The organism is Methylocystis sp., from assembly GCF_050251305.1.
In the GTDB taxonomy this organism is placed as follows: domain Bacteria; phylum Pseudomonadota; class Alphaproteobacteria; order Rhizobiales; family Beijerinckiaceae; genus Methylocystis.
In genome coordinates, this window is the sequence record NZ_JBFWNB010000040.1 from 17,391 (window position 1) to 29,784 (window position 12,394).

The 12,394-nt window shown below is 65.8% G+C and carries 15 protein-coding genes; 11 read left to right on the top strand and 4 right to left on the bottom strand.

The genetic code is table 11. The features are described 5' to 3' along the window. Window positions 1–27: 27 nt before the first annotated feature. From AB7F41_RS12790 to AB7F41_RS12810, 5 genes are read left to right on the top strand one after another with little or no spacing between them, the layout of a single operon-like run. Window positions 28–396: a hypothetical protein gene (locus tag AB7F41_RS12790; protein ID WP_428382086.1), complete on the top strand. Its 369-nt coding sequence runs from the start codon at window positions 28–30 to the stop codon at window positions 394–396. Between the two features lie 49 nt (window positions 397–445). Then, complete coding sequence (locus tag AB7F41_RS12795; protein ID WP_428382088.1) at window positions 446–1,204, top strand: ABC transporter ATP-binding protein; 759 nt, start codon at window positions 446–448, stop codon at window positions 1,202–1,204. A gap of 32 nt (window positions 1,205–1,236) precedes the next feature. Then, window positions 1,237–2,019 (top strand): ABC transporter permease, encoded by a 783-nt coding sequence (locus AB7F41_RS12800; RefSeq protein ID WP_428382212.1) that lies wholly within the window; start codon window positions 1,237–1,239, stop codon window positions 2,017–2,019. Between the two features lie 2 nt (window positions 2,020–2,021). Further along, window positions 2,022–2,750, top strand: a complete 729-nt coding sequence (locus tag AB7F41_RS12805) for a TlyA family RNA methyltransferase (protein ID WP_428382090.1) — start codon at window positions 2,022–2,024, stop codon at window positions 2,748–2,750. Beyond that, a complete protein-coding gene (locus AB7F41_RS12810; protein ID WP_428382094.1) occupies window positions 2,747–4,015 on the top strand; it encodes a class I SAM-dependent RNA methyltransferase in 1,269 nt (422 codons plus the stop codon). The genes AB7F41_RS12805 and AB7F41_RS12810 overlap by 4 nt, the downstream gene beginning before the upstream one ends. 50 nt (window positions 4,016–4,065) lie before the next feature. Here AB7F41_RS12810 and AB7F41_RS12815 read toward each other — a convergent pair whose 3' ends face one another. Further along, complete coding sequence (locus AB7F41_RS12815) at window positions 4,066–4,263, bottom strand: hypothetical protein (RefSeq protein WP_428382096.1); 198 nt, start codon at window positions 4,261–4,263, stop codon at window positions 4,066–4,068. Window positions 4,264–4,443: 180 nt separating this feature from the next. Between AB7F41_RS12815 and AB7F41_RS12820 the strand changes: the two genes are divergently transcribed. Continuing rightward, window positions 4,444–5,778, top strand: coding sequence for an FAD-binding oxidoreductase (locus AB7F41_RS12820; RefSeq protein ID WP_428382098.1), 1,335 nt, complete (start codon window positions 4,444–4,446; stop codon window positions 5,776–5,778). Window positions 5,779–5,780: 2 nt separating this feature from the next. Here the strand turns inward: AB7F41_RS12820 and AB7F41_RS12825 are convergent, their stop codons facing one another. Continuing rightward, window positions 5,781–6,035 carry a hypothetical protein gene (locus AB7F41_RS12825; protein WP_428406601.1) on the bottom strand — a complete coding sequence of 85 codons (255 nt, stop codon included), beginning with the start codon at window positions 6,033–6,035 and terminating at the stop codon, window positions 5,781–5,783. A gap of 25 nt (window positions 6,036–6,060) precedes the next feature. Further along, a complete protein-coding gene (locus AB7F41_RS12830; RefSeq protein WP_428382102.1) occupies window positions 6,061–6,507 on the bottom strand; it encodes an RT0821/Lpp0805 family surface protein in 447 nt (148 codons plus the stop codon). A 102-nt stretch (window positions 6,508–6,609) separates the two neighbouring features. Here AB7F41_RS12830 and pdxH point away from each other — a divergent pair, with 102 nt between their 5' ends. The 4 genes from pdxH (at window position 6,610) to AB7F41_RS12850 (ending at window position 9,490) form a co-directional block, all read left to right on the top strand. Further along, window positions 6,610–7,224, top strand: coding sequence for a pyridoxamine 5'-phosphate oxidase (gene pdxH / locus AB7F41_RS12835; protein WP_428382104.1), 615 nt, complete (start codon window positions 6,610–6,612; stop codon window positions 7,222–7,224). Continuing rightward, complete coding sequence (locus tag AB7F41_RS12840) at window positions 7,221–7,829, top strand: TIGR02301 family protein (protein WP_428382106.1); 609 nt, start codon at window positions 7,221–7,223, stop codon at window positions 7,827–7,829. The genes pdxH and AB7F41_RS12840 overlap by 4 nt, the downstream gene beginning before the upstream one ends. Before the next feature lie 71 nt (window positions 7,830–7,900). Then, window positions 7,901–8,155: a hypothetical protein gene (locus AB7F41_RS12845; RefSeq protein ID WP_428382108.1), complete on the top strand. Its 255-nt coding sequence runs from the start codon at window positions 7,901–7,903 to the stop codon at window positions 8,153–8,155. Between the two features lie 240 nt (window positions 8,156–8,395). Further along, window positions 8,396–9,490, top strand: a complete 1,095-nt coding sequence (locus tag AB7F41_RS12850; protein ID WP_428382110.1) for a histidine phosphatase family protein — start codon at window positions 8,396–8,398, stop codon at window positions 9,488–9,490. A 166-nt stretch (window positions 9,491–9,656) separates the two neighbouring features. On the opposite strand, the gene AB7F41_RS12855 is transcribed toward AB7F41_RS12850, so the two are convergent. Then, window positions 9,657–10,763, bottom strand: coding sequence for a cupin domain-containing protein (locus AB7F41_RS12855; RefSeq protein WP_428382112.1), 1,107 nt, complete (start codon window positions 10,761–10,763; stop codon window positions 9,657–9,659). A gap of 356 nt (window positions 10,764–11,119) precedes the next feature. Here AB7F41_RS12855 and AB7F41_RS12860 point away from each other — a divergent pair, with 356 nt between their 5' ends. Further along, a complete protein-coding gene (locus tag AB7F41_RS12860) occupies window positions 11,120–12,391 on the top strand; it encodes an Nramp family divalent metal transporter (protein WP_428382214.1) in 1,272 nt (423 codons plus the stop codon). Window positions 12,392–12,394: the final 3 nt, after the last annotated feature.

A 12,394-nucleotide genomic window follows, 5' to 3' on the forward strand; every position in this document is an offset into this window, starting at 1 on the left:
TCGCTCGAATAATTGGGAGAAGGAAAGATGCGGCCTTCGGCGTTGACCGTCGCGATCATGTGGTTGCTCGTCAGCTTAACTGTCGTCCACGCAAAAAACCGCGGCTACAGCGCGCCGCCCTGCTGGGCGGGAACAAGCGATGTTCCGGCCTGCGCGGCCTATAACGCCTATGTCCACCAGACGATTCGCGAACACACGCCGCACGCCGCCACTCTTGGCTATGGCGACGCCGCAGTCGGCTTCAAGGTTTTGCCGTCCGGCCGCGTCACTGTCATAGAATATTCCGGCTCGACGCCCGCGCATGTTGACATGGCGCTTTGGATTCTCAAGTCGATCCGCTTGCGGCCTCCGCCGGGTCCTTATGCGCTCGAGAGACAGCGGTTCGCCTTTCATTGAGTCGCGCTAATGGACTTGCGTCGCCCGAGCGCGACGATAATGTGCGCGCATGTCAGCCACTCCCGTCGCGCCGACGCTCGCCGTCGCCGGCCTTTCGAAGAGTTACGATCTCCGCAGAGTCGTCGGCCCGCTCGATTTCTCTCTCGACGCCGGCTCCGTCACCGGACTGCTCGGCGGCAATGGCGCCGGCAAGACCACGACGATCGGGATGGTGATGGGGCTGATCGAGCCAACGGAAGGCTCGATCCGCGTCTTCGGCTGCGACATGTCGCGCGAGCGCTACGGCGCGCTCGGCCGGATGAATTTCGAAAGCCCCTATGTCGACATGCCGCATCGGCTCACCGTCCGGCAGAATCTGCGCGTCTTCGGCATGCTGTACGGCGTCGAGAACCTAGAGGCGAAGATCGAACAGCTCGCGACGGATCTCGCGCTTGGCGACTTTATCGACCGCCAGACCGGACGCCTTTCCGCCGGCCAGAAGACGCGCGTCGCCATCGCCAAAGCGCTGATCAACGATCCGCAGCTTCTGCTGCTCGACGAACCGACCGCCTCGCTCGATCCGGACACGGCGGACTGGGTGCGCGCGCGGCTGGAGACGCATCGGCGCACGCATAATTGCGCGATCCTGCTCGCCTCCCACAACATGGGCGAGGTCGAGCGTCTCTGCGACCGCGTGCTGATGTTGAAGGACGGCGCGCTCGTCGACGACGATTCGCCGGCAAATCTCCTTGCGCGCTATGGCCGCGACACGCTCGAAGAAGTGTTTCTCGACGTCGCCCGCGGCCGCGCGAAGGGGGAATCTTCGTGACCCACGGTTTCTCCTTCAAGCGCATCGGCGCGATGGCGCTGCGCTACATCTATCTCCTTCGATCGTCGCTGCCGCGTATGCTCGAAATGATGTACTGGCCGCTGATGCAAATGCTCACCTGGGGTTTCATGCAAACCTTCCTCGCGCGCGCAGGCGTTCCGGCGGAGGGCGGCGTGCCGATGGCGGCGGCCGGCGCCCTGATCGGCGCCGTCTTGCTGTGGGACATATTGATCCGCGCGCAACAGGGATTTTCCTTCTCCTTTCTCGAAGAATTGTGGTCGCGCAATCTCGCCAATCTGCTGATGAGCCCGCTCCGCCCCGTGGAGTTCATTGTCGCGCTCATGGCGATGAGCATCGTGCGCCTGAGCATTGGCATGATTCCGATCATCTTTCTGGCGACGCTGTTCTTCGGCTTCGATCTGCTCTCGCTCGGGGTGGCCTTCGCAGCCTTTTTCGCCGTGCTTGTGTGCTTCGCATGGGGCGTCGGCCTGTTTGTGTCGGGTCTGCTCCTGCGTTTCGGCCTTGGCGTCGAGAATCTCGTCTGGTCGGTGATCTTCATCGTTCAACCGCTGGGCGCCGTCTATTATCCCGTGTCGGCGCTGCCGGCCTGGCTTCAGCCCGTGTCCTGGCTGCTGCCGCCCACCTATGTGTTCGAAGGGCTGCGCGGTGTGCTGATCGACCGCGTCGTTCGCTGGGATCTGCTGGCGCAGGGCTTCGCCATCGACATCGCGCTGTTCGCGGTCGCGTCGATCGCATTCGGCAGGATGCTGCAGGGCGCGCGCCGCGCCGGCACGCTGCTGCAGACGGGAGAATGACGATGGGCGCGACCCGCGCCGACACGGCGCTCCATGCGCGAGGCCTGTTCGAGAGCCGCGCCAAGGCGCGCGAGGCGATCGAAGCCGGCCTCGTCAGCGTCGATGGCCGGATCGTCAAAAAGCCTTCCGAGCCGATCGCCGCCGACGCCGACATCGTCGCGCGCGCCGCTTATCCCTGGGTGTCGCGCGGCGGCGTGAAGCTTGCGCATGCGCTCGATCATTTCGGCGTCGATCCCAAGGGGCGCTTCTGTCTCGACGTCGGCGCCTCGACGGGCGGATTCACCGACGTTCTGTTGGCGCGCGGCGCGCGCCATGTCGTCGCCGTCGACGTCGGTCACGGGCAATTGCACGAAAAAATGCGCCGAGACGCCCGCGTCACGTCGCTCGAAGGCCAGGACGCGCGCACGCTGACGGCGGAACATCTTGGCGAGCCGCCGCGCCTGATCGTGATCGACGCGAGCTTCATTTCGCTTGGCGTGCTGCTGCCGCACGCGCTTGCGCTCACGGCGCCCGGCGCCGATCTCGTCGCGCTGATCAAGCCGCAGTTCGAGGCCGGCCGCGCCGCCGTAAAGAAGGGCGTCGTGCGCGACGAGGCGATCCACGCGCAGGTCTGCGCCCGCGTCGCACGCGACATTGAAGCTCTCGGCTGGCGCGTTTGCGGCGTCATTTCCTCGCCGATCGCCGGCGGCGACGGCAATCGCGAATTCCTGATTCACGCCGCGCGATCATGAGCGCCGAACGTCTCGTCATCGAGCGCCTCGGCGCGCGCGGCGAGGGCGTCGCCTGGCTTGGCGGGCGGCGCGTCTTCGTCCCCTATGCGCTCGTCGGCGAGACCGTGACCGCGGACGTCGACGGCGACCATGCGCGACTGATCGACATCGTCGACGCGTCGCCGCTGCGCATCGCGCCGATCTGTCCCCGCTTCGGCGATTGCGGCGGCTGCGCCGTGCAGACGCTGCGCGCCGACGCCTATGCGGCGTGGAAGCGCGGCCTCGTCGAAACGGCGCTTGCGAACGCCGGGCTGAAGCTTGGCGTCGCGCCGCTCGTCGACGCGCACGGCGGCGGACGGCGCCGCGTGGCCTTTCATGCGCGATTCGACTCCGGCGCGGCGCACGTCGGCTTCATGGCGGCGCGCTCGCATCGAATCGTCGAGATCGACGCCTGCCCCCTGCTTGCGCCCGAGCTTGGCGGCGCGCTGAACGCCGCCCGCGCCATCGCCGTAATTCTCGCGGCGCGCGGCAAGCCGCTCGACATCGCGGTCACGGCGACGCTTGGCGGGCTGGACATTGACCTGCGCGGCGCCGGGCCGCTCGATGATTCGGAAACCGGCGCGCTGATTGCTGCGGCGGACGCGCATGATCTCGCGCGACTGACGAATCACGCCCGTCTCGTCGCGCTGCGCCGGGCGCCGCACATCGACATCGGCCCCGCGACGCTGACGCTTCCGCCCGGCGCGTTCCTGCAGGCGACCCAGTCCGGCGAAGAGGAAATCGCCGCGCGTGTCCTAAAGGCGACGGAGAAGGCGCAAAGCATCGCCGATCTGTTCTGCGGCGTCGGCGCCTTCGCGCTGCGGTTGGCCCGGCGGGCGCAGGTCAAAGCCTATGATTTGGACGCGGCCGCGGTCGCGGCGATGCGCGCCGCCGCGCAGGCGGCGCAGGGGCTGCGGACGCTCGACGGCGCCGAGCGCGATCTCTTCGCACGGCCGCTGAACGCCAGCGAACTCAATGACTTCGACGCGATCGTGTTTGATCCGCCTCGCGCGGGCGCCGCCGCGCAGGCGGCTGAAATCGCGCGATCGGCCGTCCCGGCCGTCGTCGCGGTCTCCTGCCATGCACAAAGTTTCGCCCGCGACGCCGCAATTTTGCTCAAAGGCGGGTACGTCATTCGGGAAATCACGCCTCTCGATCAGTTCCGCTATGCGGCGCATGTCGAGATCGTGGCGGTTTTCGAGAAGGAAAGCCGACGCAAATCCGCCAAACGGCGCCTGCTCGGCTGAATTTGTTGGCACCTGCGTAACGATTCTGTGCCGAGAATGTCACAGGAGAGTCAAGAAACGCCGCGCCGCGGCGTCGTTTTCGTCAAGCCCAGTTGTCGGCCCGGCAAATCAGGCATAGGATTTGCGATGTAGTCCAGCGTAGCCGGAAGTTGAATGATTTCCGTGATCTGGAAGGAGATCGTCATGATGAATGCGCTTATCGCCGCAACATTGTGCAGCGTCGTCCTCGCGAGCGCGCCCGTCGCCATGCGCGCTTATGTCTACGCCCGACACAAAGATAATCGTCGCCGTCGTTATCGCTAAGGACAGCGCGACAAAAAGGGCGCATCTTACTGACTGTGACAGCCAATCGGTCTGACGCGCCTCTTCTGCTTTCTCGTCTCTCGGCCCTTGTCGGCGAGACGGCCGTCGTAACCGATGCGACGGCGATGTCGGCTTATCTGGCGGAGCCCCGCGACCTCTATCACGGTCGCGCGCTGTGCGTTCTCAAGCCCGGAAGCGCGCGCCAAGTCGCTGAAATCCTTGCGCTCTGCAATGAAGCCGGCGCGCCCGTAACCGCTCAGGGCGGCAACACCGGCCTCGTTGGCGGCCAGACCCCCGACGCCAGCGGCGCATCCATCGTGCTGTCGCTCGAAAGGCTTAACCGGATTCGCGGCGTCGACGCCGCGGCCGACGCGATGACGGTCGAGGCCGGCGTGACGCTCGCGCAGGCGCAGGACGCCGCGCAGGACGCCCAACGCTATTTTCCGCTGTCGCTGGCGTCGGAAGGCAGCTGCACGATCGGCGGCAATCTCGCGACCAACGCCGGCGGCGTGCATGTCCTCGCCCATGGGTCGATGCGCGACCTTGTGCTCGGCGTCGAGGTTGCGCTTGCCGACGGCCGGCTGCTGTCCACCCTCGGCGCGCTGCGCAAGGACAACACCGGCTATGATCTGACGCGGCTCTTCGTCGGTTCGGAAGGAACGCTCGGCGTCATCACCGCCGCGACCCTGAAGCTGTTCCCGCGGCCGCGCTCGCGCGCCGTCGCCTTTTTGGGACTGCGCGACCCCGATCAGGCGCTAGACCTGTTGAATTTCGTCAAGGGACGCGCGGGTCCGACGCTCAACGCCTTCGAGGTGCTGTCGCGCGTGGGGCTGGAGCTCGTGCTGCGCCATATTCCTGGGACGCGCGACCCGCTGGCGCAACCGCACGCCTGGTACGCGCTTATCGAACTCGCGGCCTTTTCGGAAGGCGAAGCGGAGCGCGCCGCCGCCGACCTGCTCGCCGCGGCGCATGACGCCGGCCTGGCGCAGGACGCGACTCTCGCGCAATCGCTCGATCAGGCGCAGGCCTTGTGGAAGCTGCGCGAAAGCATGTCGGACGCGCAAAAGCGCGAAGGCGGCTCGATCAAGCACGACATCGCCGTTCCAGTGAACGAGATTCCGCGCTTCATCGAAGAGGCGGGACGACGGCTGCGCGCCGCGTTCCCCCAGGCGCGGCCCGTGCCCTTCGGGCACATGGGCGACGGCAACATCCACTACAACGTCTCGCAGCCGGTCGGCGGCGACAAGGCCGAATTCCTCTCGCGCTGGGCGGATGTCAACGCCGTCGTGCACGGCGTCGTGGGCGAACTCGGCGGCTCGATCTCGGCCGAACACGGCATCGGACGGCTGAAGCGCGATCTCCTGCGCGAGACGAAGGATCCTGTGGCGCTCGACGCCATGCGCGCGATCAAGGCGGCGCTCGACCCCAACGGCATCCTCAACCCGGGCGTGCTGCTTTAGCTTTAGTCGCGCGGGCAGACGATCTTCACCGTCATGCCCTCCCGGTAGAGGTAATATTCGACGCAGGACTGTTCGTTGACGTTCACCGGCCGCCTGCCGACGTCGGCGGCGCGCAGGAAATCCTTGAGCGACGTATATCCCTTGTCGTCCCAGTCCATTTCCGCCCAGTCGTAGCCTTGCCGCCACGCGGCGATCGCGCGGGAAAGCACAAAGAACGCCGGGATCGCGAGGATCACGGCGATGGTCGTCACAACCATTCGTCTGCCGAACGGCGCGGACATGTCATCCTTTCCCGGAGCGCTTCACTTCGATGAGCGCCCATTCGGCGGTTTTTTCACGACAGGCGGCGCCCTGGAAGCTTTCCTGAGTTTCTTTAACGACGATGTCGGCATGGAAGGCGCGGCAAATCCTGCCCTCCAGCGGATAGGGCTGGCCGACAGGCGTGAAGGAGCCTTTGGCGCCGCTCTGCGGATTGTCCCAATTGACGCTCGCGCCGCTGCCCTGCGGATCGAGCGCCGTGCTTAGAGCCGCGATGGCGCGCCGATGGTCTTCCGTATCGAGCGCGCGCGACAATTTCGGCGGCGGCGTCCCGATCGCGCCGGTGACGTCGGACGAGACGCGCTCCGCATTCCACATCGAGGGCTCCGAGGCCATCGGCACGACGATCGCGCAGCCGGCCAATCCGCCGGCCGCCGCCGTCAGGACGATGAGCTTTGCGCCGCACGCCATTTGAGCAATGGCGCAAGCAGCGGTATGTCTGACGCGTGGGAACTGCAAAGCGCCACCTTCGGAAGCGCCGATCTTTGACTCGGCTTGAGAAAGGATTCTCGCTTGAACGCGTTAACGCCGGGTGACTTTGTCGACGCCGCGGAGCCTTTCGCATTGTTTGGACAGTGGTTCGAAGAGGCCAAACGCAAAGAGCCCAACGATCCTGAGGCGATGGCCCTGGCGACGGCCGACGCCGATCGCCTGCCCGACGCGCGCATGGTGCTTCTGAAAGAATGGACGCCCGACGGCTTCGTATTCTACACCAACGCCGAGAGCGCCAAGGGGCGGCAACTCGAGGCCAATATGCAGGCGGCGGGGCTTTTTCATTGGAAGTCGCTGCGCCGTCAGGTGCGGCTGCGCGGGCCCGTCATCCCGGTCGCCGACGCCGAGGCGGACGAATATTTCGCCAGCCGCCCGCGCGACTCGCGCATCGGCGCCTGGGCGAGCCAGCAGTCGCGCCCGCTGGAGAGCCGTTTCGCGCTCGAGAAATCGGTCGCGGCCTTCGCCGCCAAATATCCAATCGGCGCGATTCCCCGGCCGCCCTATTGGCGAGGCTTCCGCATCGCGCCGATCGCCATGGAATTCTGGTCCGATCGGCCGTTTCGGCTTCATGACCGCGTCCGCTTTTTCCGAGCGGCGCCGGGCGAGGATTGGCGAAAGGAGCGGCTCTACCCATGACGGCACCCATGACGGCGCAATCCAGGCGCGCCGCGGCGGCGCTTGCTATGGCGGCGACCGCGACGCTTTTTTCGGGCGCAGCGACGGCGCAGGACCCGTTCGATTTCCTCTTCGGCGGCTTTGACGGCGGCCGCCGCTACCGGCGGGCGCCCGAACCGAGGCGGCCCGAGCGTACGCCCCCGCGCAGACGCGACGGGGGCGCCCAAAGCCAGACAAAGTCGCGGAATCAGCCGCAGGCGCCGGCGGCGGGCGGGACCGCGGCGACGGCAACGCAAGCGCCAACCGGCCCCGAACGGCCGCCGCCGCCCTATGAGCCGCAGATCACGCGGCTCTCCGAGGTTCTCGGCGCCCTCGCCTTCCTGCGCGACCTTTGCGGCGCCGGCGACGGCGAGGAATGGCGCGGGAAAATGGCGGCGCTGCTCGACGCCGACGCCCCCAGCGGATCGCGCCGCCAGAAGCTGATGGCGTCCTACAACCGCGGATTCCACGGCTATGAGCTGACCTACCGCGCCTGCACGCCCAACGCCAAGACGGCGATCGCCCGCTATCTCTCGGAGGCCTCCCGGCTGACCCGCGACATCACCTATCGCTACGGAAGCCCCTGACGGGCCCGCGAAATTAACCTTTCGGCAAGCGTCGCCTCGCGCGCCGCAGGCGGCTTCGGTAGAGTGTCGCCATGAACCCATTAGACGTCGCCGCGCTCAGCGACTCCTGCGGAGAACAGCAGCGAGCCGCCCTTGCCTATGTCACCGAGGCTTTTGCGGAGGCCATTCTTGCAGGGATCGAAAGCGATTCCTTCGCCTACGCGGCGCTCTGCGCGGCGTTGCGCGAACTGGTGGCCACTTATGGCGAGGACTCGGTCGCCGCCTTCGCTGAAACGCTGCCCGCCAAGTTGCGGAGCGGGGAGTTCACCACCGGTCTGAGGCACTGATCCCGCCGCGTCAGAGCGCATCTGCCAAGAATACATTCAAAATCAAAGGTTTAGGCGCGCTGTTCGGGAATGGCGGGTTGTCCTTCCTACGGCGCTCCAAGACGTCCCGCGGTGAATCGCCGCGTCTCCATAAAAGCGGACTGACTTTTGCACTCTGAAGCTCTAGAACGCCCCGCGCCGCACGCGCGGACGCCGGGCAGGTTTGCACAGCGGCGCCTGCGCCTTAAATCCGAAAGCGATATGCCCCGTACGCTTCTGTGTCTCGTGCGCCATGGCGAGACCAATTGGAATATCGAAAGGCGCTTCCAGGGCCAGTTCGACATCGCGCTCAATGCGCGCGGACGCGCGCAGGCCGCCGCGCTCGCAAAGGAGCTCGCCGGCGCGCATTTCGACAGGGTCTATTCCAGCGACCTGCGCCGCGCGCTCGCCACGGCGACGCCGATCGCCAGCGCGCGCGACATCGACGTCGCCAAAACCCCCGCCCTGCGGGAAAAGGACGACGGCGTCTGGCAGGGGCACACCCACGCCGAAGTGCAGGCGACGCACGCCGACATCTATCCGAACTATCTGACGCGCAAGCCGGATTTCGCGGCGCCGCAAGGCGAGACGCTCAAACATTTCGCCGAGCGCGTGCGCAAGGCCCTGACCCAGATCGCCAAGGAGAGCGCCGGCAAGATCGTGCTCGTCGTCGCCCATGCCGGCGTGCTCGACATCGCCTGGCGCCTCGCCGCCGGCAAGGCGCTCGATGCGAAGCGCGAACATCCGGTGATGAATGCCACGCCGAACTGGATCGCCTATGAGGACGGGAAATGGTCGCTCGTCGACTGGGCGACGCCGGAAGGCCGCGCCGAGATCGCGGCGCCATGGGACGGTCGCGAACTGCCGCGGCGCGAGGCGGCGCGCGCGCTGATCATCGATCAGGACAATGACGTTCTGCTCATGCGCTACGCCGGCGGATTGACGCCGCATTTTCTCGCGCTCGGACATCATCACTTCTGGGCCACGCCCGGCGGCGCCGTGATGGAGGGCGAGAGCTTCGAGTCGGCGCTGCGCAGGGAGGTCTATGAAGAGACGGGCTTAACCGTTCTCGATCCCGGCCCTGTCGTCGCCACGCGCGAATTCCCGATGGAGATGGGCGACGACTGGCATCAGGCGGTCGAGCGCTATTATCTCATCCGCGCCGAACGCTTCGCGCCCCGCCCTCGCGACCTGACCGAGGAAGAAAAGATCCATGTGCTCGGCTGGCGTTGGTGGAGCGCCGACGAGATCGCCGTCTCGCATGATCTGATTTTCCCCGAGGGACTCGAGGCGCTGCTGCGTAAAATCAGCAAATAGAAAAGGCTTGCTGGCGCGCGCCCATTATAGGGTTCCCGGCAGGCCGAAGGCCTGACCGGGAATCCAGAGCAAATCCAATAGCGCTGGGCTTGCTCTGGATTCCCGATCGCGCGCTTTGCGCGCGTCGGGAATGACATCCGAGCCGTTCGAATGGATTTCGTACTGCTCACTTCGTCATAAAGACGTCTCTGCGCGGGAATTTCTCGAAGACCGAAGGGTCCTGTCCGAAATTCGTCGCGAGAATGTCGAGCGGATTGCCGGCGATCCATTGCGACAGGTCGATCGTCTGATAATGCGCATTGTTGAAGACGATCAGCACGCGCACCTTTTCCGTCCCGACGTTTTCGAGCGAATGCCCCATGCCCTGCGGAATATAGCCGACGTCGCCCTTGGAGAACGTTTCCTGGCGCCAGCGCCCCTTCGATCCAAACAGCGTGACGCAAAGCTGGCCGCTCAGCACATATTGCCATTCGGAAGCGTTGGGATGCCAATGCAGTTCGCGCAGGGCGCCAGGCTCCATTTCGAGAACGACGCCGGTCATGGTCGTCGAGATCGGGAATTGCGAGCCGTCGACGCGCCATTCGATTCCGCCCGGGAACGTCTCGAACGGCTTTTGCGACAAGAGGCCGTATTTGTGGGTGAGCGGCGGCGGCTTCCATCCCTGCAGCGGCGGCGCCGGCGTCTCGGGCGGAATGTCGCCCCTGGCGAAATAGACCTCCTCCTTAGGAAAGCTGTCGAAGGTCGACGCCGGAACGCCGAAATTCTTCGCGAGCAGATCCTTGGGCGCGTGGCCGATCCAGTCGCTGATGCTGAAGGTGCCGAACTCCGAGAAATAGCCATTGTCGAAGACGAGGATGAAATGGCACTGCGCCTTCCCCAGCGTCTCGATGACATGGCCATGGCCGCGGGGGAAATACCAAAGATCGCCCGGCTCGAAGTCGTTGGTCTCCGAGCAGCCCGCCGGGTCGATCACGGTGGTGCGCACCCGTCCCTCGGTGACGAAGCCCCATTCGGCGGCCGTCGCGTGCCAGTGCAGCTCGCGCATGACGCCCTGCTCCATGCGCATCGACACGCCGGCGATGTCCTTGGAGATCGGGAGCTGCGCGACCGTCGCTTCCTTGCCGTAGCTCGCGCCGTCGACGCGCCCTTCGGATTTTTCCAATTCGAACTTGAACGTCGGCAGTTCGGCGCCCGAAGTCGCCGGATCGGGAACATTGTTATGGAAACTCGTATGTCCGCCTTCAGAGCTGATCGGAATCGTCAGTGAGAACATTTCTTAGCCCCCGCTACCTAAACCCGGATCACAAAAGACGATTGCCGTCCGTTGCATGCATGAGCCGCGCGTCTCGCGCGCATCGACAGAGTCCGCAAAGCGACGACTCAGTTCGGAGAATGCCCTTGATCGCCTGACGCGACAAGCAAGCGACAGGGCCATGGCCCTCCGCCGCGCATGAAATTTCACGCTTAAGATTTACATGCGTGACAACGGAGCGCCTTAAGGCCAAAACTCCCTGCCGCGAGCAAACCTCACATCGCGAAAAGCCCCGTCCGGCCGTCGCCGGCGCCGCCGTGGAGACCAATGTGACGCCAGCGACGACCGCCCATGCGCCCGTTCCGCAGCGCGGCGACATGCGCCGATCGGTGCACGTGCCTGAAGGCGGCAGGTTTCTTCGCCGGCTCTTCGTCTTTCTCGGTCCCGGCTATCTGGTCGCGACCGGCTATATGGACCCGGGCAATTGGGCGACGGCGCTCGCCGGCGGCTCGAAATTCGGCACCGCTCTGCTGTTCGTTGCTGTGCTGTCGAGCCTGATGGCCATCGTGCTGCAATCGCTTGCGGCGCGGCTCGGCGTCGGCGCGGAGCTGGACCTCGCGCAGGCCTGCCGGCGCCACTATTCCTTCCCGACCGCGGTCGGGCTCTGGCTGCTGGCCGAAGTCGGCATATTCGCGACGGATCTCGCGGAAGTGATCGGCACGGCCATCGGTCTGCAGTTGCTGTTTGGCCTGCCGCTCGCGGTCGGCATCGTCATCACCGTGCTCGACACATTTCTGGTCCTTGCGCTGGAGCGCGCCGGCTTCCGCAAGATCGAGCTGTTCGTCGTGGCGATGCTGGCGCTTATCGCGCTTTCCTTCACCGCGCAGCTCGTCATGGCGCATCCGGATTTCGCGCAGGTCGCTCAAGGACTCGTTCCGACGCGGCGTTTCTTCACCGATCCCGAGATGCTCTACATCGGACTGGGCATTCTCGGCGCGACGGTGATGCCGCATAATCTCTTTCTGCACTCCTTCGTCGTGCAGACGCGCGCCGTCGCCGAGCCGCTTGAAAAGAAGCGCGAGGCGATCCGCTTCGCGGTGATCGACAGCACGCTGGCGCTGTTCCTGGCTTTGCTGATCAATGGCGCGATCCTCGTTCTCGCCGCCGCCGTCTTCCATGCGACCGGCCACACCGAGGTCGCCGAGCTTGGCGAGGCCTATCGGCTGATCGCGCCGCTGCTCGGACAGCCGGTCGCGGCGACGCTGTTCGCCGTGGCGCTGATCGCCTGCGGACTGAATTCGACGGTGACGGCCACCCTCACCGGCCAGATCGTCATGGAAGGCTTTGTGCGGCTGAGGATGCGGCCGGCGACGCGCCGGTTCATCACCCGCTGCATCGCCATCGCGCCGGCGATCGGCGTCACGCTTTACGCCGGCGAGTCCGCGACGGCGCAATTGCTCGTCCTGAGCCAGGTGGCGCTGAGCGTGACGCTGCCCTTCGCCGTCGTGCCGCTCGTCGCCTTCACGGCGCAGCGCAGCGTCATGGGCGAACTGGTGGCGCCCCGGCCCACCACCGCGCTCGCGGCGATCATCGCGGCGGCGATCATCGCGCTGAACGTGAAACTGATCTGGGACGCCATCGCCGGCTAGAGC